Consider the following 25,539-nt stretch of genomic DNA (forward strand, 5'->3'; position numbering starts at 1 on the left):
TCATTCCATTTTTAGAGCACATTATTCGATAAAAAGATTAATTTTTAAGATTAACGGGAATATCGCAAACTGGTATCGGTTTCATTTTGTGCAAGTTAGCCCTGTGTCGGCTTTTGTATATTTTAAAAACCTCCTGCTTACGACCTTCAAAATCTTCAGCCGATTTTCCCTTTTCGGCTTCGTTCATGGCCCATTCCAATTCAGGATAAGAGGCCCCAATTTGCTCTTCATCGGTACGGCTGTCTCCAAAAAGTCCATCGGTTGGTGCTGCACTTACAATTTCCGGGTCAATCCCCAGGAACTTTCCAATTTCATAAACTTCGGTTTTCGTAAGGTCGGCAATAGGGCTTAGATCTACACCGCCATCGCCATATTTGGTATAAAAACCAACCCCAAAGTCTTCAACTTTATTTCCGGTGCCTGCTACAAGATAGTTATGTAAGCCGGCAAAATAATATAAAGTAGACATTCTTAATCTCGCCCGGGTATTTGCCAGAGTAAGTTTTAAGCTATCAGATGCTTCAACCTGCGGAACCGCATTTTTAAATTCGTCAAAAACAGGAGTTAAATTAACTTGCAGGTTGCTTACATTGGCATAATGTTGTTTTAACCAGCCAATATGTTTTTGCGCCCTGCTTACCTGGTCTGTATGTTGGTGAATAGGCATTTCAAGACATAGTGTGCGTAAACCGGTTTTTGCACAAAGTGCTGAGGTAACTGCAGAATCGATTCCACCGCTAATTCCTAGCACAAAGCCGTTCATTCCGGCATTTGTGGCGTAATCTTTTAACCAGTTAACTATATGGTCTATCACTTTTTCAGTATCCATAATTTTGGGTGATTAAGTTTGTAAATAATACCTTTGCACACAAATCTACTATTTAAACGTAATTATTAAAAGGGCAGGGCGTTAAAGCCTTCATAAAGAATGCCTATGTATAGAAAAATAATTTTGCTGCTTTGTGCTATTGCTTTTGTTTCCTGTAACGAGGAGGCTAAAATTGAAGAGGAGATCGCAGAAGTGCCGGTAGATTTTGAGGTGGTGCGCTTTGACCGTGAATTTGCCGAAGCCAAACCGCAGAAACTTATGGGATTGAAGAAGGAATATCCTTTTTTGTTTCCGCAGCAGTTTTCAGATAGCGTTTGGATAGAGAAACTTAACGATACGATTCAGCAGGAAATTGATACTGAAGTTGGTAAAGCATTTTCTTCTTTTGAAAATGAAAAAGCCGAACTCCACAGTCTTTTTCAGCATGTAAAATATTATTTTCCACAATTTGAGGCGCCAAAAGTTTTTACGGTAACTTCTGAAGTTGACTATAAGAATAAAGTAATCCTACAGGATGATTATTTGTTTATTTCCCTGGATACTTATTTAGGGGATGAGCATCATTTCTATATCGGGATTCAGGATTATTTAAAAAAGAATTTTAGAAAGGATCAGATAATTCCCGATGTTGCCAATGCTTATGCTGAAAAATATGTGGATAGGCCAAGGTCCCGGACTTTCCTGGCGCACATGATTTATTACGGGAAGTTATTGTACTTAAAAGATAAGCTTATTCCTGAAGTAGCTGATGCTGGAAAAATAGGTTATACTGAAGACGAATTCACCTGGGCGCAAAATAACGAGGCTCAAATGTGGCGGTATTTTGTAGAAAACGAATTGTTTTTTGATACGGATACTGAACTTTATTCCAGGTTTCTATATCCTGCACCTTTTTCTAAATTCTATCTGCAGCTTGACTCCGAATCTCCGGCTAGACTGGGGCAATATATAGGCTGGCAGATTGTGCGCAGTTATATGGAAAAAACCAATGCATCTCTGGAAGAAATGATAAATACAGATGCTGAAACGATATTTAATAAAGCCAATTTTAAACCAAGAAAGTAATGTCAGAATTTAAAAAATCAGAAATAAATATAGAAGTGGTTACCGATGAAAATCGCGTGCCCGAAGAAATTACCTGGAGTGCTGAAGACGGGAATGTTTATAAAGAAGATGCCAAGGCTTTAATGCTTTCGGTTTGGGACAGCAAATCCCAGGAAACCCTGAGAATAGATCTTTGGACTAAAGATATGCCCATAGATGAGATGAAAAAATTTTTTCACCAAACTTTGGTTTCTATGAGCGATACCTTTAACCGTGCCACTCAGGATCAAAAAATGACGGCCACTATGAAAGATTTTTGCGATTATTTTGCTGAAAAACTTGAAATCACTCAAAAGTAAACTACCTTGAGTCAAGCCTGAGAGATGTTTGGTTCAATTAATCATACCCGTGGCTTTTAAATCTCGTTTAAAGAAAAGGTTTGGAAAAACTCATTTTTGTCTATAATGCTTATTCCGGAACCCGCAATGTGGTTCTGGATGCACTGCATAAGTTAATTAAACCAAATACTTATGCCTGTAGTATTTGCAAGGTTACCCACGGGGTTTTTTCTGAAAACTCAAGTTGGAAAAAATACAGACAGACTTCAAAAGTAGAAATGGAGTTTCTACATATAGATGAATTTCAGAAGCGGTATGCTTCAAAATTCGGTTATAAATATACTTTTCCAATAGTTTTATGGGAAGATGAAGGCGAAATGGGGATTTTTATTTCTACTAAAGAACTAGAACGCACACAAAATGTGGAAGATCTAATTAAGCTTGTTGAAGAAAGGCTTTAATTGTTTAGCGGGGCGAATCAGAAGAATTCAATTCAATATTTATAGCTTCAATATAATCCAAAATCTCATCCTGTCCCAATTTTGAAGTTGCTGAGCTAATAAAAAACTCGGGCATTTCTTCCCAGCTTTCCAGCATTTTTTCCTGGTAGAAATTGATATTTCGCTCCAGGGCTTTTGGTTTCATTTTATCGGCTTTGGTAAAAATGATACAAAACGGAACATTGTTCTCCCCAAGCCATTGCATAAATTCCATATCTATAGGTTGCGGCTCGTGCCTGCTATCTATAAGTACAAAAGCACAAACCATTTGCTTTCGTTTTTCAAAATATGCCGTGATAAATTTCTGAAACGTCCTTTTAGCCGATTTTGAAACTTTTGCATAGCCATAACCGGGCAAATCTACCAGGTGCCAGTTCTTATTGATCAAAAAATGATTGATAAGTTGGGTTTTTCCAGGTCTGGCTGAGGTTTTCGCCAAGGCCTTCCTTCCGGTAAGCATATTGATTAAGGAGGATTTTCCAACATTACTGCGGCCTATAAAAGCATATTCAGGGAGTTTGCTTTCGGGGCATAGATCTACCCGAGAATTGCTCATTACAAATTCAGCCGACTTGATTCTCATCTTAAAATGTTTAATAAGTGATTTTTGAAATAGGCCTTAATGAAGCTGCCTTAAGCCTCACTATAGAGTTATTTAAAATTTCGTTTTTTCAACCAGTCGTGAAGCAGCTCGTTAAAAACAATGGGGTGTTCCATCATTGCGGCATGACCACATTTGTCTACCCAGTAAAGATCGGCATCTGGAAGCAAACGCTGAAAATCTTCTGCTACTTCAGGCGGAGTAACATTATCGTCTTTTCCCCAAATAATACAGGTTGGGGTTTTCATTTTTGGTAGATCTTTGGCCATATTGTGTCTAATGGCACTTTTGGCAATGGCAAGGGTTTTTACCAGTTTATTACGATCACTTACGGTTTCGTAAACTTCGTCTACTATTTCTTTGGAAGCAACTTCCGGATCATAAAAAACATCCTGGGCCTTTTTCTTGATAAATTCATAATCCCCACGACGTGGGTAGCTCTCACCCATTGAATTTTCATAAAGCCCCGAACTTCCGGTAATTACCAGTCCCTGGACGATTTCAGGATATAATTTGGTAGCCAATAAAGCAATATGTCCGCCAAGTGAGTTGCCTAGCAGGATTACTTTATCGTAACCTTTAAAATCTACAAATTCTTTTAAATATTTAGCAAAAGTCTGCACGCTGGTTTTAAGTAGCGACATGGAGTAAAGGGGAAGTTCTGGAATTACCACTTTATAACCATGCTTCGGAAAATACTCTATAACCCCATCAAAATTACTTAAACCGCCCATAAGTCCGTGTAAAATAACTATCGGGGTTCCTTCTCCTTGCTCCAGGTACGTAAACTTTCCCTCTTGCCTTAAATTATTCTTCATTGATTGGCTTTGCGGTTAGCAATCGCAAATATAGCGATTTCATTACAAGTATAATCATTTTTGAGAAATAGCAAAGGCATTTAAGAAATGCATTTCTTCCTTCATTTTTAAAATTTTTAACACCAAAAGCACAATAAAAACCAAGCCTCTGAAACCTAAACAAATAGCGCTATTTCATAGTCTTTCAGCTAAATACAGTGGAGAAACTTATCAACAAAGTGGTAGAAAGTGGTAAAATGTGGTAAAATTTTCAATATATTTGACTCTATAAAGTATACAAGTGGTAAACCTCATTGGGACATATGAATGTAAAGCAGATGCCAAGGGCCGGTTAATGGTTCCTTCGGCATTAAAAAAGCAGCTTGCGCCTATGTTGCAGGATGGTTTTGTGCTAAAACGTTCGGTTTTTCAGCCTTGTTTGGAGTTGTATCCAATGCAGGAATGGAATGTTTTAATGCAGAAAATTAACGGGCTAAACCGCTTCAAAAAGAAGAATAACGATTTTATTAGAAGGTTTACGGCAGGAGTGAAGATGGTGGAAGTTGATTCTAATGGGAGGCTTTTAATTCCGAAAGACCTTGTAGGGTTTGCCGGAATCAACAAAGAAATCGTGCTTTCTTCAGCAGTAAATATTATAGAGATCTGGGATAAAGATAAATACGAAAACACCATTGGTGAAACTTCAGATGATTTTGCCGAATTGGCTGAAGAAGTAATGGGAAACGATGATTTAGATGCAATATCATAATCCGGTTTTATTAAAAGAGTCAGTAGACGGCCTTAATATTAAGGAGGATGGCGTGTATGTAGATGTTACGTTTGGCGGTGGTGGTCATTCCCGGGAAATTTTAAGCAGACTAGGGCCTGAAGGGAAGCTTTTTGGTTTTGATCAGGACAAAGATGCTTTACAAAATACCATTGAAGATTCCCGTTTTACCCTAATTCACGAAAACTTCAGGTTTCTGAAAAGGTTTTTGAGATTTTATGGTGTTAAACAAGTAGATGGGATTTTAGGTGATTTTGGTGTTTCCTCCCACCAGTTTAATGAGGCTGAAAGAGGTTTTTCTACGCGTTTTGATGCGCGTCTGGATATGAGAATGAACCAGGGGAGCAAACTGAGTGCTTACGAAGTGATCAATGAATATGGCGAAGAACAGCTTAAAATGTTGTTTTATGATTATGCCGATTTGAAAAATGCACCAAAGCTGGCAAGCCTGATTGTAGAGGCAAGAAAAGAGAAACCTATAGAAAGTAGCGAGCAGTTAAACGATTTGTTGAAACCGCATCTTTTTAAAGGAAAAGAAAATAAAATCCTGGCACAGATCTATCAGGCAATTCGAATAGAGGTAAACCAGGAAATTGAAGCTTTAAAGGAATTTTTAAAGCAAACCGAAGAGTTGGTGGTAAAAAATGGGAGAATTAGTCTTATTTCTTATCACTCGCTGGAAGATAGATTGGTGAAAAGATATATAAGAAGTGGTTTGTTTGAAGGTGAGCCTGAAAAAGATTTCTACGGAAATATTTCAGTTCCATTTAAAAAAGTAGGTGGGCTTATAGTTCCATCTGCTGAAGAGATCAAAGGAAATAACAGGGCGAGAAGTGCCAAGTTAAGAGTGGCTAAGAAATTATAGTTTTTAAGGTCTTATGAAAAAAGGTTTTTACAACATACTACGGGCTAATTTTCTTATTAGCAGGGATGCGGTGAACAACTGGCGCTTTATAGTTTTTTGTACGCTGCTCGCTATTATTATGATTGCGAGTTCGCACAGTGCAGAAAGCAAGGTGCATAAGATCGCAAGACTTCATACTGAAGTAAGGGAATTAAAAAGTGAATTTGTAGATCGTCGTTCTGCGCTTATGCGAATTAAAATGGAATCTACAATTACCCAAAAAATGAAAGACCGGGGAATTCTCCCTTCCGAGAATCCACCGTATAAAATAAAAGTGAATATAAAGGAGTAAATGGCTACATCTGAAAAAGGCATATTGAATAGATTATACGTGGTTGCGGCCTGTATGTTCGTTTTCGCCGTTGGGGTGGGTGTGAAGCTGCTTGATATTCAGTTTGTAGAAGGAGATTATTATCGTAACCTGGCTGAAGAACGCACCGTGCGGAGTTTTAAAATTCCTTCCAGTCGCGGTAATTTATATGATGCTAAAGGAAATCTTTTGGCAACGTCGGTTCCCAAGTACGATATCAGGTTTGATGCAGTTACCGTTTCTGATAAAAATTTTCAGGAAAATATAGTGCCGCTTTCCAATAGTCTTACTGAAATGTTTGGAAAGTCTTCTGCTTATTGGTCTCAATATTTAAGACAGGCAAGGGCTAACGGCCAGCGTTATCTGCCTATTGCTAAAAACCTTGGATATTCTGAATATATGAAAGTAAAAAGCTTTCCAATGTTCAATCTGGGAACTTATAGAGGTGGGATAATCGTAGAGCAAAGAACAGTTCGTGAGCATCCGCTTGGAAAAATGGGAGAGCGAACCGTTGGCTACGAGCGCCAGGATGAAAATGGCTATTTCACCCGTGTGGGCCTGGAAGGAGCTTTTAGTTCTTATTTAAGAGGAACCGATGGCCGCCGATTAAAACAAAAAATTGCCAAAGGTCAGTGGAAACCAATCAGTGATAATAATGAAGTAGAGCCAAAAGATGGTTATGATGTGATCTCTACCATAGATGTAAATATTCAGGATATTGCGCACCACGCATTACTAAAACAACTGGAGCATTTTGAAGCCGATCACGGTACCGTAGTGGTGATGGAAACCAAAACCGGCGAGATCAAAGCAATGTCTAATCTTGGTCGCACCGAGAACGGAACTTATTTTGAAAAAAGAAACTATGCGGTTTATGAATCGCACGAACCCGGCTCAACATTTAAGTTAATGGCGATGACTGCCGCGCTGGAAGATAATGTAATTGATACCAGCTCGGTAATAGATACCGAAAACGGCGTGGTGCGATACTACGGAAGACCGGTTAGGGATTCCCGTCATGGAGGTTATGGGAAGATCTCTGCTGCAAAGGCATTTGAAGTTTCATCCAATACTGCTTTTACAAAAATTATTACTGAAGGGTATAAAGACAATCCTGCCAAATTCGTAGACAAGTTATACGAGATGGGCTTAAACAGTAAAATTGGCCTGGATATCAAAGGGGAAGGCTCTCCTAAAATTCCACATCCTAAAGATAAAAACTGGAATGGTTTAAGTCTTCCGTGGATGGCTTTTGGTTATGGGGTTTCCATTACGCCTTTGCAAACTTTAAACTTTTACAATGCCATTGCCAACAATGGTGAAATGGTAAAACCAAGGTTTATTAAAGAAGTAAAGGAATGGGATAAAAGTATTTTGAAGGTTGAACGGGAAGTGATGAATCCAAGGATTTGTTCTCCTGAAACCGCTAAAAAACTTCAAAAAATGATGCAGCAAACTGTAGAGAAAGGTACAGCTGCAAATATTTATACGCCCAATTTTTCAATGGCTGGTAAAACAGGTACCTGCCAGGTAGAATATTGGATAGAACCCGGAAGATATATTTCTTCTTTCGCGGGATACTTTCCGGCAGAGGATCCTAAATATTCCTGTATCGTAATTATTCACAAGCCTAATAAGAGTAAAGGTTACTACGGAAATATCGTTGCAGCCCCGGTTTTTAAGCAAATCGCCCAAAAAATTTATACCGATACCCCGGTGATGGACACCCTGCCATCCCTGGATATTCAGAATGATAAAGTCACAGACGATTTTGAAGCTTATTACGCGAAAATTGACAATGAGAAAATAGTGATGCCAGATGTAACCGGAATGCCAGCAATGGATGCTGTTTCGCTTTTAGAAAACCTTGGTTTGAAAGTGACTTTTCAGGGAACAGGAAGAGTTAGCGGGCAATCAATATCGGCGGGACAGAAAATAAAAACTAATCAGCAAGTAAATTTAAATATAGGTTGAGAGTCTTAAAAGACATATTATATAAAGTACAAATCGATGCCGTAGTTGGAAATACTTCGGTAACTATTAACAAGCTACAGTTTGATTCAAGAAAAGTTGAGTTAAATGATGCTTTTGTAGCTATTCGTGGAAGTATTTCAGATGGGCACGAGTTTATAAACCAGGCGATAAATAAAGGAGCACTTGCGGTAGTTTGCGAGGAATTACCGAAGGAACTCGTAAATGGGGTTACTTATATAAAAGTTGAAAATGCCCAGCGCGCTTTAGCCTTTATGGCTGCCAATTATTATGATAATCCTTCGGAAAAATTAAAACTTATAGGGGTTACCGGGACTAATGGAAAAACCACTATCGCCACACTTTTATATAACCTATTTACAAAAGCCGGATTTAAAGTTGGTTTACTTTCTACGGTGAAAGTGATGGTTGCTGAAAATTCTTATGATGCGGTTAGGACTACCCCAGATTCTATCACTATCAACAACTATTTAAAGCAAATGAATGATGAAGGGGTGGAGTTTTGCTTTATGGAGGTTAGTTCTCACGGCATAGATCAGCATAGAACTACCGCTCTGGAGTTTGCCGGTGGGATTTTTACTAATCTTAGCCACGATCATTTAGATTATCACAACAGTTTCGCGGAATACCGCGATGTGAAAAAACGCTTTTTTGACGAATTACCGGCTTCGGCATTTGCACTGGCGAATACCGATGATAAAAATGGTCAGGTAATGCTTCAAAATACAAAAGCACAAAAATATACCTACGCCCTAAAATCTTACGCCGATTATAAAGCACAAATCCTTGAAAATTCTTTCACCGGATTATTACTGAAAGTAAACGACCAGGAATTATGGACGCGCTTAATTGGAAGTTTTAATGCTTACAATGTATTGGCGATTTATGCTACTGCAGAACTTTTAGGTTTGGAAACCCTGGAAAGTCTAAAGATTATAAGTGAACTCAATTCGGTTAGCGGAAGGTTTCAATATATCATTTCGGGAAAAGAAAAGATTACTGCGATTGTAGATTACGCCCATACGCCTGATGCTTTAAAAAATGTGCTGGAAACTATAAACAGCATCCGTACAAAAAATGAAGAGCTTATTACTGTTGTAGGCTGCGGTGGAGATCGTGATAAAACAAAAAGGCCTAAAATGGGGCATATCGCTTCGGCTTTGAGTACCAAGGTGGTTTTTACCAGCGATAACCCAAGAACGGAAGATCCGGAAACGATTATAGAAGATGTTGAGGCTGGAGTTGAACCGCAGAATTATAAGAAAATCATGTCGGTGACCAACCGCAAGCAAGCTATAAAAACAGCTTGTCAAATGGCGAGGGAGAATGATATTATCCTAATCGCCGGGAAAGGTCACGAGACTTATCAGGAGGTGAATGGAGAGCGTAAAGATTTCGATGACCTTAAGATAGTTACCGAATTTTTGAAACAATTAAATAAGTAAGCCCACTTTTTCCACTGGAAGAATAACCAGAAACTATGTTATACTATTTATTTCAATATTTAGATGCAGAATACCAGGTGCCCGGGGCGCGCTTGTTTGAGTATATCTCTTTTAGATCGGCTATGGCTATAATTTTTTCTTTGGCTATTTCTACTATCTACGGAAAAAGAATAATCAATTATTTACAGGCAAAACAGGTTGGAGAAAGTGTACGTGACCTTGGGTTAAGAGGACAAAGCGAAAAAGCGGGTACACCAACTATGGGCGGGGTGATTATAATCTTCGCCACGCTAATTCCTGTTTTACTGTTTGCCAAATTGGAGAATATTTATGTGATCCTGCTTATAGTAACCACAATTTGGATGGGAGCTATAGGTTTTATAGACGATTACATTAAAACTTTTAAGAAGGATAAAGAAGGCCTTAAGGGAAAATTTAAGGTTCTGGGCCAGGTTGGTTTAGGAATCATTGTAGGCGGCACTTTGTTTCTGCATCCGGGAGTTACCGTAAAGGAAGAGACCAACGAGCCTGCGCCGGAACAACAAGAATTGGTAGATAGTTTTCAGAATATAAGGGAAATGGGGCCTGAAATTAAAACTACCACCACCACAATTCCTTTTGTGAAAAATAACGAATTCGATTACTCGAGTTTAATTAGTTGGATAGACCCGGCATTAAAGAATTACGCCTGGCTGATTTTTATACCTATCGTGATTTTTATTGTGACCGCGGTTTCCAACGGTGCTAATTTAACTGACGGAATTGATGGTCTCGCAGCGGGATCATCAGCCATAATTGTGCTTACACTGGGGATTTTTGCCTGGGTTTCTGGTAACATTATTTTTTCAGATTATCTCAATATTATGTACATCCCCCGATCGGGTGAGATGACGATTTTTATAAGTGCCTTTGCGGGGGCTTTGGTTGGTTTTTTATGGTACAACACCTATCCGGCCCAGGTTTTTATGGGGGATACCGGTAGTTTGACCATTGGTGGAATTATAGCCGTACTCGCAATCGCCACCAGAAAAGAATTACTGATCCCTATTTTATGCGGAATCTTTTTAATGGAAAACCTCTCCGTGGTTCTTCAGGTTGGCTGGTTTAAAATCACCAAGAGAAAATATGGCGAAGGTCGAAGGATTTTCCTGATGTCGCCTTTGCACCATCATTATCAGAAAAAAGGATATCACGAAAGTAAAATAGTAGTGCGCTTCTGGATTATTGGGATTTTCCTGGCCATTGTAAGCATAATCACGTTAAAAGTAAGATAAGAAATAGTGAAAATTGAAACTCAAAATACTAACAATTCCGCTAAAAAACTGGTGATCCTTGGGGGCGGCGAAAGCGGTGCCGGGACTGCTATTTTGGGGGTTAAGGAAGGTTTTGATGTTTTTGTTTCAGATAAAGGAAAAATAAAGGAGAAGTATAAATCGGTTTTTGAAGGATTAAAAATCGATTGGGAAGAGGAAACGCATACTGAAGTTAAAATTTTAGATGCAGAGGTAGTGATGAAAAGTCCGGGAATACCAGATTCAGTAGCTATCGTAAAGCAGCTGGAGCAAAAAGGCATTCCGGTGATTTCAGAAATTGAATTTGCTGCTGCTTTTACTTCGGCAAAAATTATTGGGATTACGGGGAGCAACGGTAAAACAACCACCACGAAATTTGTATACCACATTTTAAAAAATGCTGGCATAAAAGTGGGAATGGCCGGGAACGTAGGAGACAGCTTTGCAAAACAAGTTGCTGAAACCACTCCCGACTGGTTTGTACTGGAATTAAGCAGTTTTCAGTTAGACGGGATTAAAGATTTTAGGCCGGATATTTCGGTTTTAACCAATATCACACCCGATCATTTAGACCGTTACGAGCATAAACTTGTGAATTACGTTTTTTCAAAATTCAGGATTGCCGAAAATCAAACTGAAGAAGATTTTTTTATCTACGATTTAGATGATGAAATTATCACTAACTGGTTAGAGGAACATCCCGTAAAAGCGCAAAAATTGCCGTTTTCACTTCAGCAAAAAGTGGAGAACGGTTCATACATAGAGAACGAAAATATTATTGTCAATATAGAAAACAACCAATTTAATATGCCAACAACAAAATTAGGTTTGCAGGGTAAACACAATACCAAGAATGCGATGGCTGCGGCCACTGTTTCCCAATTATTACGAATTAGAAAAGAAACTATTCGTGAAAGTATGGAGAGTTTTCAGGGGGTGGAACATCGACTTGAAAAAGTGCTTAAAATTAATAATGTGCAGTACATCAACGATTCTAAGGCTACTAATGTGAACGCGACTTTTTATGCTTTGGAAAGTATGGAAAGCGAAACCGTTTGGATTGTTGGTGGGGTAGATAAAGGAAATGTTTACGACGACCTTTTGCCCTTGGTAAATGAAAAAGTAAAGGCAATTATTTGCCTGGGAATAGACAATAGAAAATTGATGCAGAATTTTGGGAATTGCGTAGATACCATTGTAGAAACACAATCTATGAAGGAAGCTGTAAGAATGGCTTACAGGCTTTCCGAAAAAGGGGATTCAGTATTGCTTTCTCCGGCTTGTGCAAGTTTTGATCTTTTTGAGAATTATGAAGACAGAGGCCGACAGTTTAAAGAAGCTATTAGAAACCTTTAAATAGGAAGGTCTGGTTTCGTCAAGCTGAACTCGTTTCAGCTTCTAACATGTTTTTATTACTAAGACCTTAGATTCTGAAACGAGTTCAGAATGACGTAAAAAAATAGACAGATTAAAAAGAATTAAATGAGCAACATTTTTTTAAATCTTAAAGGCGATAAGGTTATCTGGGCTACGGCTGCGTTGCTTGCAATATTTTCATTTTTGCCGGTCTACAGCGCCAGTAGTAACCTTGCGTATTTATATGGTGATGGAAGCACTTTCCAGTACGTGGTGGTGCATTTCTTCCACTTGCTTTTAGGTTTTTGTTTGCTCTTTGCCGTGCATAAAATTCCTTATCATTATTTCAGGGGGCTTTCCATTTTATTTTTGCCGGTTGTAATTGTGTTGTTAATTTATACAGTGGCCCAGGGAACCATGATTGACGGTGCTTATGCGAGTAGATGGATCCAAATTCCGGGCTTAGGTGTTTCATTTCAGTCATCTACCTTGGCATCGGTGGTTCTAATGATCTATGTGGCGAGATACCTCTCTAAAAAGACCAATGAAAATCTCACTTTTAAGGAGTCAATTTTACCACTTTGGCTGCCTGTGGGAGTAGTATTATTATTAATTTTGCCGGCCAATTTCTCCACAACGGCTATCATTTTTTCTATGGTACTGGTGCTTATGTTTTTAGGTGGATATCCTATAAAATACCTTGGAATTATTGTAGCGGCAGGTCTGCTTTTATTGACAATGTTCATCCTAACAGCGAAAGCTTTTCCGGGACTTTTGCCCAACAGGGTAGATACCTGGGCGAGCAGGATAGAGAATTTTTCTAATGATGAAGACACCGAAGCAGATTATCAAATAGAAAAGGCTAAAATCGCAATTGCCAGTGGTGGTGTGGCAGGAACGGGAATTGGTAAAAGTGTGCAACGAAATTTTTTGCCACAATCTTCCTCAGATTTTATCTATGCGATAATTGTTGAGGAAATGGGGTTATTAGGGGCATTCGGAGTAATGCTTGCCTATTTAATGTTGCTTTTTAGAATTGTGATTGTAGCGACAAAAGCGAATACAGTTTTTGGGAAATTACTGGTTATGGGCGTTGGTTTGCCTATAATTTTACAGGCTTTGATAAATATGGGCGTTGCGGTGGAGCTGTTTCCGGTTACGGGGCAAACTTTGCCTTTAATAAGTAGCGGAGGAACTTCCATTTGGATGACCTGTATGGCACTGGGAATTATTTTAAGCGTAAGCGCCAAACGTGAGGAAATGAAAGAACGAGAAGAAGCTGAAAAGGAATTGGACGATGAAAACCCGTTAGATATTTTAAGTGAAGCGATCTAAAAACAGCATGATGCTGGATGCAGAAATTTGCGATAGACAGGAATATGATTATAAGCCTTTGGTGAAAATTCCAATAATGGGATTAAAATTTTAAAATGATGAAAAAGGATTTACGTGTAATATTATCTGGAGGCGGCACCGGCGGGCATATTTACCCGGCGATTGCTATTGCCAACGAGATAAAAGCCCGTTATCCTGAATCAGAAATATTGTTTGTTGGTGCCAGTGACAGGATGGAGATGGAGAAAGTACCACAGGCAGGTTACAAAATAGAAGGTCTTTGGATTAGTGGAATTCAGCGAAAGTTAACATTGGGCAATTTGATGTTTCCTTTTAAACTCCTGAGTAGCCTGGCGAAATCAAGGCAGATAATACGGGGTTTTAAGCCCGATGTGGTAATTGGAACCGGTGGATTTGCTAGTGGGCCATTACTAAAAGTAGCGAGTTCAAAAGGAATACCCAGCCTTATCCAGGAGCAGAATTCTTTTCCGGGTATTACCAATAAGATTCTGGCAAAAAAGGCCGATAAAATTTGTGCCGCTTACGAAGAAGTAAAGCGATTTTTTCCTGCCGAAAAAACCATAGTTACCGGTAATCCGGTACGGCAGGATTTGCTGAAAATCGATAAAAACAGGGAGAAGGCACTTGCGCATTTTGGACTGGAAAAAGATAAAAAAGTTGTCCTGGTTTTGGGAGGAAGCCTTGGAGCAAGAAGAATAAATCAATTGGTAGAAGCCAATTTAGAAAAGTTTAAAAAGGATAATATTCAGCTTATCTGGCAAACCGGAAAGCTGTATTTCGAAGAATATAAAAAATATAATTCAGGTTTGGTGCAAACACATTTATTTCTGAATGAAATGAACCTGGCTTACGGTGCTGCCGATGTGATTATTTCCAGGGCGGGGGCCGGTACGGTTTCAGAATTAAGTATTGTAGGAAAACCGGTGCTTTTTGTTCCTTCGCCAAATGTTGCTGAAGACCACCAGGCAAAAAACGCAATGGCGGTTGTAAATAAAAATGCCGCGATGATGTTGAAGGAAAATGAACTGGAAGAAAAATTTGAAACTGAGTTTTTCGCTTTAATGACTTCAGATAAAAAGCAAAAAGAGCTTGCTGAAAATATTAAAAAACTGGCATTGCCAAATGCGACCGCCAGGATTGTAGATGAAGTAGAGAAATTAGTTAAATAAGATTTTGAAAGAAAATAGATTCTGAAATAAATTCAGAATGACGTGAGATTTAAAACATAAAATGCAGGATTTAAACCACATACAAAATATTTATTTTATCGGCATTGGCGGTATTGGGATGAGTGCGTTAGCGCGTTACTTTAGATTCCAGGGGAAAAATGTAGCCGGTTACGATAAAACTTCAACTTCACTTACCAGAACGCTGGAAGCCGAAAATATTGTTGTGGTTTATGATGAAAAAATGAATGCTGTTCCTGCTGAATTTACAGATAAAAAAAATACACTGGTCGTTTATACCCCGGCAGTCCCGGAGGCACATGAACAGTTGGCGTATTTCAGAAATTATGAATTTACGTTAAAGAAAAGAGCTGCTGTCCTTGGGTTGATCTCTAAAGGAAAAACCACTTTGGCTGTGGCCGGAACTCACGGTAAAACCACGACCACTGCAATTTTAGGTCATTTACTTAAAGAAACCGACGCAAAAGTCACCGGATTTTTAGGAGGAATTAGTGAAGATATTCAAAGCAATTTGATCCTGAAAGGCGACGAAGTTATTGTAGTTGAAGCCGATGAATTTGATAGGTCTTTTCTTCATCTTTCGCCAAATATTGCAGCCATAACCTCTATGGATGCCGATCATTTGGATATTTATGGGAAGAAGGAAGAACTGGAAAATACCTTTAGGCAGTTCGCTAAACTGGTTCCTGAAAATGGGACTTTATTCGTGAAAAACGGTCTGCCTATTGAAGGAATCACTTTTGGAATAGAAGACGATGCTGATTATTCGGCAAAAAATATAAAGATTGAAAATGGGACTTACCATTTTGATCTTAAAACTCCCAAAGGAGTTATTAAAGGTTTTATGTTTAATCTACCCGGCAAACACAATTTGCTAAATGCTATAACCGCCCTGGCGATGGCTATCCAATTTGGATCCCCAATCCCCAAGCTGACCAGGGCGTTATATAGTTTTAAAGGTGTTAGACGAAGATTTTCCTATAAGATTAAGTCAGATAAACTGGTGCTTATAGACGATTATGCACATCATCCGGCAGAGATCGCTGCGGTAAATCAGGCAATAAGGGAAATGCATCCCGGTAAGAAAGTACTGGCGGTTTTTCAGCCGCATTTGTTCAGTAGAACCAGGGATTTTGCAGATGATTTTGGCGAAAGTCTGGCTTTGTTTGATGAATTGCTTTTGTTGGATATTTATCCGGCTAGAGAGTTGCCAATTGAAGGTGTTAGCTCAAGCTGGCTTCTGGAGAAAGTAAATAATAATTCAAAGAAATTAATTCAGAAAGAAAATATCATTGAAGAAATAAAAAAATCAAATCCCGAAGTTGTGGTGCTTATGGGTGCCGGCAGTATAGGGGAAGAAGTGGAATCTGTAAAAAACGCCTTGCAAGATGAAGCTTAAACTAAATTATATAAAACTTCCTGTTTTGCTCATTTTAGTGGGTTTTCTATTTGGTTTTGCTGAAAAACGGAATAATTCCCGAAAAGTGAGCGAGGTAAAAGTGCAATTTGTTACAGGTGAAAACCTGTATGTTACTGAGGAAGCGGTTAATAAGTTGTTGATACAAAATGATGTGGCCGCGGCGGGCATAGACAAAGAAATTTTAGATTTGAATAAGGTAGAAAGCCTTTTGAATAATCACGATATGATAGAAAATGCTGAAGTTTTTTTAAGTCTGGACGGGAAACTCCAGACAAAAATAAGTCAGCGTAAACCCATTGGTAGAATAGTGGGAAATTCTTCTTTTTATTTAGACAGAAATGGCCGTGTAATGCCATTATCGCCATATTATGCCGCACGAGTGCCATTGGTTTTGGGAATAGATTCCAGCAATGTAGAAAAGGCATATCCTTTAGTAGATTATATTCAGAAAGATGAATTTTTGACGAGGCTTATTACCGGCATTAGGCGTTTGCCCGGAGATAAATTTGAACTGGAAATAAGAAAGCTTGACTTTAAGGTGTATTTCGGTAAAGCCGAAGATATAGCCCTGAAGTTCAATAATTTTAAAGCATTTTATAAAAAAGCTTTACAAGACGACAAATTAGAGACCTACAAAAAAGTGAATTTGCAATTTGGAGATCAGGTTGTTTGCACTAAAAAGTAAATTATGGAACACAACGAGATAGCCGTAGGATTAGATATAGGTACCACAAAAATTGTGGCCATGATTGGACGTAAGAACGAATATGGAAAGGTGGAGATCGTAGGTATTGGAAAATCCAAAAGCCTTGGTGTTCATCGTGGGGTAGTAAATAATATTACCCAAACCATTCAGTCTATACAGCAGGCTATTCAGGAAGCGGAAGCAGATTCCGGATTAAAAATAAGCGATGTAGTGGTTGGTATTGCGGGCCAACATATAAGGAGCTTGCAGCACAGCGATTACATAACCAGGACAAACCCCGAAGAGGTTATTGACGCCGATGATATTCACAGCCTTTGCAACCAGGTCCATAAATTGGTGATGTTGCCCGGCGAGGAAATTATTCACGTTTTACCACAGGAATTCAAGGTAGACGGCCAGGCAGAAATTAAGGAACCTATAGGGATGTATGGCGGAAGATTGGAAGCCAATTTCCACGTTGTGGTTGGCCAGGTTTCTTCCATAAGAAATATAGGAAGATGCGTAAAAAGTGCCGGATTGGAACTTTCAGCAGTGACTTTAGAGCCATTGGCTTCAGCTAATGCCGTATTGAGTCAGGAAGAAAAAGAAGCCGGGGTTGCATTAATAGATATAGGTGGTGGAACTACTGATTTGGCCATTTTTAAAGATGGAATAATCAGGCATACCGCGGTAATTCCTTTCGGAGGAAATGTGATTACCGAAGACATCAAAGAAGGATGTTCAATTATAGAAAAACAGGCCGAATTACTGAAAATAAAATTCGGTTCTGCGTGGCCGGGGGAAAATAAAGACAACGAGATTGTATCTATTCCCGGTTTACGCGGAAGGGAGCCTAAGGAAATTACCTTAAAGAACCTTTCAAAAATAATCCACGCCCGGGTTGTAGAGATTATTGAACAGGTTTACCTGGAAATCAAGAACTACGGGCACGAAGAACAAAAGAAAAAATTGATTGCCGGGATGGTCTTAACCGGAGGTGGCGCGCAGTTGAAGCATTTAAAACAACTCGCGGAATACATCACCGGAATGGATACCAGAATTGGATATCCTAACGAGCATTTAGCAGGAAATAACGATACTGAAACTACCAGCCCGGTTTATGCTACCGCAGTAGGCTTGGTAATGAATAGCCTGGAACACGGTGAAAAGAAGTTTCAGGAAGAAGTAGTGCTGAAAAGCAAAGAAGAACGAGACAGAGAAGAAGCGGAGTTGCAGGAAGATTTTGAACAAAATCCCCCGGAAGGTGATGATTTAAAACAGGATCCCGAAGCTCCCAGGAGACAGCCCAAAAAGAGCATTTTTGATAAATGGGCTGAGAAGTTTAAAGATTTTTTAGATAACGCAGAGTAAAAGAGAGAACCAGTAAAACAGAATTTATGAGCAGTACAGAATTCGACAACATTGCATTCGACTTGCCAAAGAATCAATCGAACGTCATTAAAGTTATTGGTGTAGGTGGAGGAGGTAGCAACGCTATAAACCACATGTTCCAGTTAGGGATAAAAGGAGTAGATTTCGTGGTTTGCAATACAGATGCGCAAGCCCTTGATAATAGTCCCGTTCCCAATAAGATACAGTTAGGAGTAAGCCTAACCGAAGGACTGGGCGCCGGAGCTAACCCACTAATTGGGGAGCAGGCAGCCGTAGAAAGTTTTGATGAAATTAAACAAATGCTTGATGTAAATACCAAAATGGTATTTATCACCGCAGGTATGGGAGGTGGTACCGGTACAGGTGCGGCTCCTGTAATTGCGAAACAGGCAAAAGATATGGATATCCTTACCGTTGGAATCGTGACCATTCCTTTTCAGTTTGAAGGGAAAATGAGGAACGAGCAAGCCCAACTCGGGGTAGAAAAACTAAGAAGTCACGTTGATTCCTTAATTGTGATCAACAATAACAAACTTCGCGAGGTTTATGGAAACCTTGGTTTTAAAGCTGGATTCTCTAAAGCCGATGAGGTTTTAGCTACCGCTTCCAGGGGTATTGCTGAAGTTATTACGCACCATTACACGCAAAACATTGACCTTAGGGATGCAAAAACCGTGTTAAGCAACAGCGGAACGGCAATAATGGGATCTGCACAGGCAACTGGTGCCACCAGAGCTCAGGATGCCATTAGCAAAGCCCTGGATTCTCCTTTATTAAATGATAATAAGATTACCGGTGCCCAAAACGTATTACTGCTAATCGTTTCGGGCGGTGAGGAAATTACTATTGATGAAATAGGGGAAATCAACGATCATATCCAGGCAGAAGCCGGCCACAGTGCCAATATTATTATGGGTGTTGGTGAAGATGAAGCTTTAGATGATGCGATTTCGGTAACAATTATCGCTACGGGATTTAACGTAGAACAACAAAACGAAATTGTAAATACTGAAACCAAAAAGATTATCCATACACTGGAGGACGACCAGAAAGCGGAACAGAAATTAGATCCGAAGAAAAGAGGTTTTTATCCGCAACTGAACCAACAGAAAGAAGAGCAAAAACAAGAGGAAGAACCAAAATCGCAGGAGCCTGACAATACCATTGTACATACTTTAGATGATAGTGTAGAAGAAGTAGATGAGGTTGGGAACATCCAGGTGAAGGAGGAAGAATTATATAAAACGCCAAAATCGGCGCGGGATATGGAGGTTTCTTTTGAAGAAATTAATCCTGATGATTTTATTATCAATGATACTTCAGAGGAAGTGAGATCTATGGAAGTGAATGAGCCTGAAGAGGTTCAAAATGATAATGACGATCAAATTATGTTCACTTTCGATTTTCCAATAAATCAGGAGAAAAAAGAGGAGCCTAAACAGGAACAACCTAAGCAAGAACAATCCAGGCAAGAGCAGCCTAAGGCTCAACAACCAAAGCAGGAGCAAAAACAGGAAGTTAGACATCAGCTTGAAGAAGATGAATCTAAAAATATTGAAGTAAATGAACCTGTGGAGGTCGTTCCGGTAACCGAGAGTTCAACACGAGGTGTAAAACGTTACAGCCTGGACGATTATATGGAATTTGAGCAATCTTTAGATAGATCAAAACCTCAGGTTAAAAAGAAAGAAGAGCCAAAAGACGAAACCATCGCTTTTGAAAAGAAAACGGTAAAACCGGAACCTCAAAATCCTGAGAAAAAACAGGAAGAGAATGAAAGAGGGGAGGACCCGTTTAACAATCCTATTTCTGAAGTTTTAATAGAACGTGCTGCAGAGCGTAGAGCGAAAATGAAGGAGTTTAATTACAAGTTTAGAAGTAATGCCGCTCAAATTGATGAAATTGAAAAACAACCTGCCTACAAAAGACAGGGCGTAGATTTAGATAAAAGTGAAAAAGGAGAAGGGAAATTATCGCGGACTACCTTAGGAAAAGACGATAACGATGATCTTCATTTTAGAAGAAATAATTCCTTTTTACATGATAATGTAGACTAATACCAATCTTTATTTTATATTTCTGTTCATAAAAAAAGGTGCCTCGCAATGGGCACCTTTTTTGTTTTATAAAAGAAATTATTTATGCTCTTTTTTCTGCTTCAATATCTTCGGTATCTTTTCTTCTTTTAATAAGGGAAATTCCCGAAATAAAGAAGATAAAACCTATAATTGCCAGTGCCCAGGGGCTTAACATAAGAGCAATACTTCCAAAAATTCCAAGAATCCCCATTACCAGTGCAATAGCACCGCCAACGGTTAAGATAATCCCTAAGATTTTAATCATAACTAAAGTGTTTTGGTTAGGGGAATAAAGGTAGCCAAATGTTTGAAGATCATAGTGTGATTAACATTTCTTAAAGAAACAGGTGATTTTTTGTGGATTGCGATTTTCAGCTTCATCGCTCCAGAATGCTAGTCCCAATAAATCATAAAATACTTTATTTTAGCATCATCGGGAATTTGGGAAGCCCTGATTTTTGAGTCGGTATCGTATCTTAAATCTGAAGGTAATTCTTTTTTATCAATGGTAATGTAGGCGTTTATTTCGTCAAGAAAAACCACTGCGGCGTTTAGGGTATTTTCAATCCTGGAAATATTATAATCTTCCATAATATCCTTGAAGGTACTAGCCGTGTTTAAGCCGCTTTTGGTTTCGTATCGCGGGTCCAGGACCCGTATATATCCGATAGTGCTTGTAGTATCGAATTCCTGTAGTGGTTCTAAAATCATTAAAGGTTTTCCTCCTTTTTCAAAAACCTTAATTTCACTGGTAGCCCGAAATTCTTCTGCACCACTTTTTTGTTTAACAAGAGAATCCCCGGAAAATAGGGAATCTAACTGGTTGATTTTGATATCCCGGTGAACAGGGCCAACCTGGTTGGCAGTAATTAAAAAAGGATTGTCTTCATCTTTTTGACAGGAGGTTAGACCTAAAGTTAAGCCTAGAATAAGTAGCAATGATTTTTTCATTTTTAAATTGAAATTGATGATATTTATTTTAATAATTTATTGAGTACGCCCATTACGCCCCTTATAAAAGTAGCGCTGGTAAGCACTTTAATTAGTGCTCCCTGGGTTTTGTTGTTATTCCTGTTAGTTTTATTACTTGCTTTTTTAAGCTTTCGGGCTTCAGCTGCAGCCTTCTCTTTTGCTTTTTTTCCTTCGGCTTCATCTATTTTTTTATTCAGCAGTTCGTAAGCGCTTTCACGATCAATTACTCCGTTATATTTTGGTCGTAATTTAGATTGTAAAATAAGCTCTTCCAGTTCGGTGTCGGTTAAAATGTCCATCCGGCTCATCGGTGCTCTCAGCATCGTGGCAGCCAGGGCAGAAGGCCTTCCTTTCTCGTCTAATGCCGAAACCAGCGCTTCCCCAATACCTAACGAGGTAAGCTCGTTTTTGGTATCGTAATACCTTGAAATAGGATAATTTTCAGCCGATAATTTAATCGCTTTTCGGTCTTTAGCGGTAAATGCTCTTAGGGCATGCTGAATTTTTAAACCCAGTTGGCCTAGTACTTCGGAAGGCACATCGGTAGGGTTTTGGGTAACGAAATAAAGTCCCACCCCTTTAGACCGAATCAGCTTTATAATACTTTCAATTTGATCCTGTAAAGCAGCTGAAGCTTCCTTAAAAATAAGATGGGCCTCATCTATAAAGATTACCAGTTTGGGTTTGTCACTGTCGCCTTCTTCAGGGAAAGTGGTATAAATTTCTGCCAGCAGGCTAAGCATAAAGGTTGAAAATAATTTAGGCTTATCCTGAATATCGGTAAGCCGCATGATGTTTACAAAGCCGTGGCCTTTTTCGTCTTTTCTTTTAAGATCGTTTACTTCAAAAGATTTTTCACCAAAAAAACGCTCAGCACCTTGTTGCTCGAGGGCTACAATTTTTCTTAAAACAGCTCCGGTGGAGGCACTGGAAATCCTTCCGTATTCGTTTTCTATAGTTTCGCGGCCTTCATTGGTCACATACTGAAGCATCTTCTTTAGATCCTTTAAATCCAGTAATGGTAAATGATGATCGTCGCAATATTTAAAAATAATAGCCAGAATGCCTTCCTGGGTTGGAGTAACATCTAAAATTCTAGATAATAGAACGGGGCCGAACTCGCTAACCGTAGCCCTTAAACGAACACCATCCTGCTCTGAAATTGTAAGAAACTCAACCGGTGATTTTGAACTTTCAAAAGGGAAGCCAAGTTTTTTATGCCGTTCATACAAAAATTCTTCTCCGGCAGAGGGCTTTGCGATCCCACTAAGGTCTCCTTTTACATCCATCAACAAAACCGGAACACCCTTTTGTGAAAGGTTTTCAGCCAGAATTTGCAGTGTTTTTGATTTTCCGGTTCCCGTAGCCCCGGCAATTAATCCATGGCGGTTCATGGTTTTTAGCGGAATTTTCACCGCGGCATCAGCAAAAGTTTCACCATTTAGCATAGCTGCGCCCAAATGGATGTAATCACCTTTGGGTTGGTAGGCACTACTAATATGTTCTACAAATTCTTGCGTTTTATCCAAGATTAAAATTTTCTTAAAAATAAAAAATGTTGTGAATAATTGCGGCTTTAAGCCAATTTACTTTTAACCCCTCATTGAGGGGTTAATTTCCCGTGACCCGCCCGAATCATTCAGGCGGGCCTGCCTCGAAATTATTAAATAGTTTTCTGATTCATGCCTTGAGGACCCACCCCGAGGTTCTTGATTTGGACAATTATTTCACGGGGCTTTCCAGAAGTTCGATGCTACCTTTTGCAGCGTCGATCTTCGCTTTCAATCCGTTAGGGATGGTGATATTATCATCTATATGGCCAATCATTGCTCCCGAAAAAGCCGGGATATGTAAAGGTTTTATATAATGATCTATAACTTCCTCCATAGTTAAGGATCCATAACCCGAGCCGCCGGGATTACAACTTGTACATTTTCCAAAAACAAATCCGCTGATTTTATCCAGAACTCCGCCTAATTGCAACTGACTCATCATACGGTCTACGGCATAAATCTGTTCGCCTACATCTTCTAAATAAAGGATATTATTTTTCCAACCTGAAGGGAAATATTCAGATCCCATAATCCCGGTAAGCACCGAAAGATTTCCGCCAATAAGCCGGCCGGTGGCTTCACCCTGCTGAATAGTTCTAATTCGGTTTTCGATTTGTACAAGGTTATCACCTTTATCGGTGGGATTGGTGAAAGTGATTTTCTCTTTATCGAATAACAAACGTTTAAAATGATCAAAGCTATAGGAATTCCAGGTAGAAACTGCTAAGGGTCCGTGATAGGTTACGAGTCCGGTTTTTTCGTAAATCGCCAGGTGTAGCGCGGTAATATCGCTGTAACCAATAAAAATTTTAGGGTTGTTTTTTATAGCCTGATAATCTAATTTGTCCAGGATTCTCGCCGCACCCGATCCTCCACGTAGTGCCATAACCGCCTGAATTGAATCGTCGCGAAACATATTATTAAGTTCTTCGGCCCGTTCTTCATCGGTTCCGGCTAAATGTCCGTAACGACCTTTTACGAATTTGCCGAATTTTACTTTTAAGCCCATTGCTTCAAGGCTTTCTTTAGCAATTTCGTAAGCTTCAGTTTCAAAAATAGCGCTGGAAGGGCTCACCACTCCAACCGTATCACCTTCCTTTAATCCCTGCGGAATTATAACTGAATTATTTGAATGGGTGATTTTATCAATTTCAGTAAAATTTGCCAGCGGAAAAGCTAAACTTCCTATTCCTATATTCTGAATGAATTTTCTACGTTGCATTAGTAGCGGTGGTTTTTGAAGAATTAAAGTTAATAAATATCGCGAATGTGGAGCAGTACTTTTTCCATTTCGGCTTTTAAAACCGGGGTAGGTACGGTATAATTGCTATTCATAAAACTAAAAATCAGGATCTTTCCGCTTTTGGTTTTTAGGTATCCGCTAAGGCTGTGATTGTTTTTTAGAGTCCCGGTTTTGGCAAAAACATAAGGTTCCTCTGCTTTATAATAATTTTTTATAGTTCCGGAATGTCCGCCCATAGGTAGCATATCCAGTAATTCTTCTTGAGGTACCTCCACTTTGATTTTCTGAAGCAATTTCACCATACTTCGGGGGGTAAAAAGATTATAGCGGGAAAGTCCTGACCCGTCATACCACATAGGTTCATCCGGCAGGTCTTTTAGGTGGTTTTTCTTCATATAATCTATAGCACTTTCAGATTTTAACGTATCTGAAATTATTCCGGCAGCCATTATTAGAATCTGTTCAGCAATGAAATTATCGCTTTCCTTCAGCATTCTTTTATAAACGCTATCGGCGGGTACACTGTATAATGTTTTATCAAGCTTTTTGTTTAATGCGGAATTCTGAACTAAGCTAACCGGTTTTTGAAGGGTATCGTTTAGGAGTTTTACAAGAATTTCTGAAGAATAGTTAAAAGGAACAGATTGTGAAAAATCTGATTGTTTCTTTTGATTGTTAAACTGAAAACGGTTTCTGTTTATATCACGTCTAAGCCGGGTTGAAACCAGGCTGTCTTTAGAGCTTACCAGGGAATCTTTGAAAATTGAAGGCGAAACCACGGGAAACTCCTTATTTTTCTCAAATTCAAATCCTATCATATTGCCATAAATAGGAAAGGCAGTGCGTTCAGCTGAATAGTATGCGTTGTAATCGTCCCAGGCCCACCCGGGTCCCTGGTGTTTTTCGATATAGTTTGGAGCTACATAGGCTAAATGATTTGTGTTATCCCGTAAAAATTCAAAAACTTTGGAATCAGGTAAATTTTCATTTAAAAATGATGGGTCTCCCGTGGCCTTAAAATAAAGGGTGTCATTTTCAATATGGAATTTAAGCGCAGGGATAGAATTGCCCAGGATTTTTAAACCTGCATAAAAAGTAAATAATTTGGTGTTGGAAGCGGGAGTAAAATATTTGTTTTCATTATGGCTATAAAGAATTTTGTTTTCTTCAGGATCTACGACCATAAAACCTGAAAATCCCTGTTTGAATACCGATGAATTGTTAAAAATTTGATCTAAAGGCTTGCTTATTTGGCGGGTAGATGAGCAGGAGCTAAGCAGAATGGGAATTAATAAAAGAGCAAGACCTCTGAGTGTTGGTTTAGTAGTGGAAAAAAAATTCACGATAATAATTTTTTTAAATAGGGTTGAAGATATTTAAGCCTTAGCACAAAGTTAAATTAAATATGAAGAAATGAATGCACCCTAATTCCAGGCTTCACTGAAAGAATCTTCGATG

The 25,539-nt window shown here is 39.0% G+C and carries 24 protein-coding genes; 16 read left to right on the plus strand and 8 right to left on the minus strand.

Going from position 1 to position 25,539, the window contains the following annotated elements; genetic code table 11:
• Positions 1-37 precede the first annotated feature (37 nt).
• Positions 38-829, minus strand: coding sequence for an NAD(+) synthase (gene nadE / locus LB467_RS02405; protein ID WP_224472426.1), 792 nt, complete (start codon positions 827-829; stop codon positions 38-40).
• Positions 830-934: 105 nt separating this feature from the next.
• Between nadE and gldB the strand changes: the two genes are divergently transcribed.
• The 3 genes from gldB to LB467_RS02420 all read left to right on the plus strand — a co-directional run bounded on the left by gldB (position 935) and on the right by LB467_RS02420 (position 2,672).
• Positions 935-1,894 carry a gliding motility lipoprotein GldB gene (gldB, locus tag LB467_RS02410; protein ID WP_224472427.1) on the plus strand — a complete coding sequence of 320 codons (960 nt, stop codon included), beginning with the start codon at positions 935-937 and terminating at the stop codon, positions 1,892-1,894.
• Entirely contained in the window at positions 1,894-2,232 is a 339-nt protein-coding gene (gldC, locus tag LB467_RS02415; protein ID WP_224472428.1) for a gliding motility protein GldC, read from the plus strand. Before gldB ends, gldC begins: the two co-directional genes overlap by 1 nt.
• Positions 2,233-2,312: 80 nt before the next feature.
• Positions 2,313-2,672: a GTPase gene (locus LB467_RS02420; RefSeq protein WP_224472429.1), complete on the plus strand. Its 360-nt coding sequence runs from the start codon at positions 2,313-2,315 to the stop codon at positions 2,670-2,672.
• 4 nt (positions 2,673-2,676) lie between these two features.
• Here LB467_RS02420 and yihA read toward each other — a convergent pair whose 3' ends face one another.
• Positions 2,677-3,294 (minus strand): ribosome biogenesis GTP-binding protein YihA/YsxC, encoded by a 618-nt coding sequence (yihA, locus tag LB467_RS02425; protein WP_224472430.1) that lies wholly within the window; start codon positions 3,292-3,294, stop codon positions 2,677-2,679.
• A gap of 68 nt (positions 3,295-3,362) precedes the next feature.
• Positions 3,363-4,130 carry an alpha/beta fold hydrolase gene (locus tag LB467_RS02430; RefSeq protein ID WP_224472431.1) on the minus strand — a complete coding sequence of 256 codons (768 nt, stop codon included), beginning with the start codon at positions 4,128-4,130 and terminating at the stop codon, positions 3,363-3,365.
• A 280-nt stretch (positions 4,131-4,410) separates the two neighbouring features.
• On the opposite strand from LB467_RS02430, the gene mraZ reads away from it, so the two are divergent.
• The 13 genes from mraZ (at position 4,411) to ftsZ (ending at position 20,292) form a co-directional block, all read left to right on the plus strand.
• On the plus strand, positions 4,411-4,878 hold the full coding sequence (gene mraZ, locus LB467_RS02435) for a division/cell wall cluster transcriptional repressor MraZ (RefSeq protein WP_224472432.1): 468 nt from the start codon (positions 4,411-4,413) through the stop codon (positions 4,876-4,878).
• Positions 4,865-5,761 carry a 16S rRNA (cytosine(1402)-N(4))-methyltransferase RsmH gene (gene rsmH, locus LB467_RS02440; RefSeq protein ID WP_224472433.1) on the plus strand — a complete coding sequence of 299 codons (897 nt, stop codon included), beginning with the start codon at positions 4,865-4,867 and terminating at the stop codon, positions 5,759-5,761. Before mraZ ends, rsmH begins: the two co-directional genes overlap by 14 nt.
• 13 nt (positions 5,762-5,774) lie before the next feature.
• Positions 5,775-6,092, plus strand: a complete 318-nt coding sequence (locus LB467_RS02445; RefSeq protein WP_224472434.1) for an FtsL-like putative cell division protein — start codon at positions 5,775-5,777, stop codon at positions 6,090-6,092.
• Positions 6,093-8,084 carry a penicillin-binding protein gene (locus tag LB467_RS02450; protein WP_224472435.1) on the plus strand — a complete coding sequence of 664 codons (1,992 nt, stop codon included), beginning with the start codon at positions 6,093-6,095 and terminating at the stop codon, positions 8,082-8,084. It begins immediately after the preceding gene.
• Positions 8,081-9,547, plus strand: a complete 1,467-nt coding sequence (locus LB467_RS02455) for a UDP-N-acetylmuramoyl-L-alanyl-D-glutamate--2,6-diaminopimelate ligase (protein ID WP_224472436.1) — start codon at positions 8,081-8,083, stop codon at positions 9,545-9,547. The genes LB467_RS02450 and LB467_RS02455 overlap by 4 nt, the downstream gene beginning before the upstream one ends.
• Positions 9,548-9,582: 35 nt before the next feature.
• Positions 9,583-10,821: a phospho-N-acetylmuramoyl-pentapeptide-transferase gene (mraY, locus tag LB467_RS02460; protein ID WP_224472437.1), complete on the plus strand. Its 1,239-nt coding sequence runs from the start codon at positions 9,583-9,585 to the stop codon at positions 10,819-10,821.
• Positions 10,822-10,827: 6 nt separating this feature from the next.
• Positions 10,828-12,195: a UDP-N-acetylmuramoyl-L-alanine--D-glutamate ligase gene (gene murD / locus LB467_RS02465; RefSeq protein WP_224472438.1), complete on the plus strand. Its 1,368-nt coding sequence runs from the start codon at positions 10,828-10,830 to the stop codon at positions 12,193-12,195.
• 126 nt (positions 12,196-12,321) lie between these two features.
• Positions 12,322-13,530 carry an FtsW/RodA/SpoVE family cell cycle protein gene (locus tag LB467_RS02470; RefSeq protein ID WP_224472439.1) on the plus strand — a complete coding sequence of 403 codons (1,209 nt, stop codon included), beginning with the start codon at positions 12,322-12,324 and terminating at the stop codon, positions 13,528-13,530.
• Between the two features lie 98 nt (positions 13,531-13,628).
• Positions 13,629-14,720, plus strand: a complete 1,092-nt coding sequence (gene murG / locus LB467_RS02475) for an undecaprenyldiphospho-muramoylpentapeptide beta-N-acetylglucosaminyltransferase (protein WP_224472518.1) — start codon at positions 13,629-13,631, stop codon at positions 14,718-14,720.
• A gap of 61 nt (positions 14,721-14,781) precedes the next feature.
• On the plus strand, positions 14,782-16,137 hold the full coding sequence (murC, locus tag LB467_RS02480; RefSeq protein ID WP_224472440.1) for a UDP-N-acetylmuramate--L-alanine ligase: 1,356 nt from the start codon (positions 14,782-14,784) through the stop codon (positions 16,135-16,137).
• The gene (locus LB467_RS02485; RefSeq protein WP_224472441.1) at positions 16,127-16,843 is read left to right on the plus strand and encodes a cell division protein FtsQ/DivIB; all 717 of its coding nucleotides are present in this window, start codon (positions 16,127-16,129) and stop codon (positions 16,841-16,843) included. The genes murC and LB467_RS02485 overlap by 11 nt, the downstream gene beginning before the upstream one ends.
• 3 nt (positions 16,844-16,846) lie before the next feature.
• The gene (gene ftsA, locus LB467_RS02490) at positions 16,847-18,214 is read left to right on the plus strand and encodes a cell division protein FtsA (protein ID WP_224472442.1); all 1,368 of its coding nucleotides are present in this window, start codon (positions 16,847-16,849) and stop codon (positions 18,212-18,214) included.
• Positions 18,215-18,240: 26 nt separating this feature from the next.
• Positions 18,241-20,292 (plus strand): cell division protein FtsZ, encoded by a 2,052-nt coding sequence (ftsZ, locus tag LB467_RS02495; protein ID WP_224472443.1) that lies wholly within the window; start codon positions 18,241-18,243, stop codon positions 20,290-20,292.
• A gap of 82 nt (positions 20,293-20,374) precedes the next feature.
• Here the strand turns inward: ftsZ and LB467_RS02500 are convergent, their stop codons facing one another.
• The 5 genes from LB467_RS02500 to dacB form a co-directional block, all read right to left on the minus strand.
• Positions 20,375-20,578, minus strand: a complete 204-nt coding sequence (locus tag LB467_RS02500) for a hypothetical protein (protein ID WP_224472444.1) — start codon at positions 20,576-20,578, stop codon at positions 20,375-20,377.
• Between the two features lie 128 nt (positions 20,579-20,706).
• A complete protein-coding gene (locus LB467_RS02505) occupies positions 20,707-21,264 on the minus strand; it encodes a hypothetical protein (RefSeq protein WP_224472445.1) in 558 nt (185 codons plus the stop codon).
• A 23-nt stretch (positions 21,265-21,287) separates the two neighbouring features.
• The gene (locus LB467_RS02510; RefSeq protein ID WP_224472446.1) at positions 21,288-22,814 is read right to left on the minus strand and encodes a helicase HerA-like domain-containing protein; all 1,527 of its coding nucleotides are present in this window, start codon (positions 22,812-22,814) and stop codon (positions 21,288-21,290) included.
• 193 nt (positions 22,815-23,007) lie between these two features.
• Entirely contained in the window at positions 23,008-24,060 is a 1,053-nt protein-coding gene (locus LB467_RS02515; RefSeq protein WP_224472447.1) for a S66 peptidase family protein, read from the minus strand.
• Positions 24,061-24,089: 29 nt separating this feature from the next.
• Positions 24,090-25,424 carry a D-alanyl-D-alanine carboxypeptidase/D-alanyl-D-alanine endopeptidase gene (gene dacB / locus LB467_RS02520; RefSeq protein ID WP_224472448.1) on the minus strand — a complete coding sequence of 445 codons (1,335 nt, stop codon included), beginning with the start codon at positions 25,422-25,424 and terminating at the stop codon, positions 24,090-24,092.
• Positions 25,425-25,539 lie beyond the last annotated feature (115 nt).

It is taken from the genome of Salegentibacter tibetensis (assembly GCF_020164485.1).
GTDB classification, from domain to species: domain Bacteria; phylum Bacteroidota; class Bacteroidia; order Flavobacteriales; family Flavobacteriaceae; genus Salegentibacter; species Salegentibacter tibetensis.

What these genes read in the sequence shown, in the direction of transcription:
- nadE (WP_224472426.1), bottom strand. Translation starts at nt 829, where the DNA reads ATGGATACTGAAAAAGTGATAGACCATATAGTTAACTGGTTAAAAGAT.
- gldB (WP_224472427.1), top strand. Translation starts at nt 935, where the DNA reads ATGTATAGAAAAATAATTTTGCTGCTTTGTGCTATTGCTTTTGTTTCC.
- gldC (WP_224472428.1), top strand. Translation starts at nt 1,894, where the DNA reads ATGTCAGAATTTAAAAAATCAGAAATAAATATAGAAGTGGTTACCGAT.
- yihA (WP_224472430.1), bottom strand. Translation starts at nt 3,294, where the DNA reads ATGAGAATCAAGTCGGCTGAATTTGTAATGAGCAATTCTCGGGTAGAT.
- LB467_RS02430 (WP_224472431.1), bottom strand. Translation starts at nt 4,130, where the DNA reads ATGAAGAATAATTTAAGGCAAGAGGGAAAGTTTACGTACCTGGAGCAA.
- rsmH (WP_224472433.1), top strand. Translation starts at nt 4,865, where the DNA reads ATGCAATATCATAATCCGGTTTTATTAAAAGAGTCAGTAGACGGCCTT.
- LB467_RS02445 (WP_224472434.1), top strand. Translation starts at nt 5,775, where the DNA reads ATGAAAAAAGGTTTTTACAACATACTACGGGCTAATTTTCTTATTAGC.
- LB467_RS02450 (WP_224472435.1), top strand. Translation starts at nt 6,093, where the DNA reads ATGGCTACATCTGAAAAAGGCATATTGAATAGATTATACGTGGTTGCG.
- mraY (WP_224472437.1), top strand. Translation starts at nt 9,583, where the DNA reads ATGTTATACTATTTATTTCAATATTTAGATGCAGAATACCAGGTGCCC.
- LB467_RS02470 (WP_224472439.1), top strand. Translation starts at nt 12,322, where the DNA reads ATGAGCAACATTTTTTTAAATCTTAAAGGCGATAAGGTTATCTGGGCT.
- murG (WP_224472518.1), top strand. Translation starts at nt 13,629, where the DNA reads ATGAAAAAGGATTTACGTGTAATATTATCTGGAGGCGGCACCGGCGGG.
- murC (WP_224472440.1), top strand. Translation starts at nt 14,782, where the DNA reads ATGCAGGATTTAAACCACATACAAAATATTTATTTTATCGGCATTGGC.
- LB467_RS02485 (WP_224472441.1), top strand. Translation starts at nt 16,127, where the DNA reads ATGAAGCTTAAACTAAATTATATAAAACTTCCTGTTTTGCTCATTTTA.
- ftsA (WP_224472442.1), top strand. Translation starts at nt 16,847, where the DNA reads ATGGAACACAACGAGATAGCCGTAGGATTAGATATAGGTACCACAAAA.
- ftsZ (WP_224472443.1), top strand. Translation starts at nt 18,241, where the DNA reads ATGAGCAGTACAGAATTCGACAACATTGCATTCGACTTGCCAAAGAAT.
- LB467_RS02500 (WP_224472444.1), bottom strand. Translation starts at nt 20,578, where the DNA reads ATGATTAAAATCTTAGGGATTATCTTAACCGTTGGCGGTGCTATTGCA.
- LB467_RS02505 (WP_224472445.1), bottom strand. Translation starts at nt 21,264, where the DNA reads ATGAAAAAATCATTGCTACTTATTCTAGGCTTAACTTTAGGTCTAACC.
- LB467_RS02515 (WP_224472447.1), bottom strand. Translation starts at nt 24,060, where the DNA reads ATGCAACGTAGAAAATTCATTCAGAATATAGGAATAGGAAGTTTAGCT.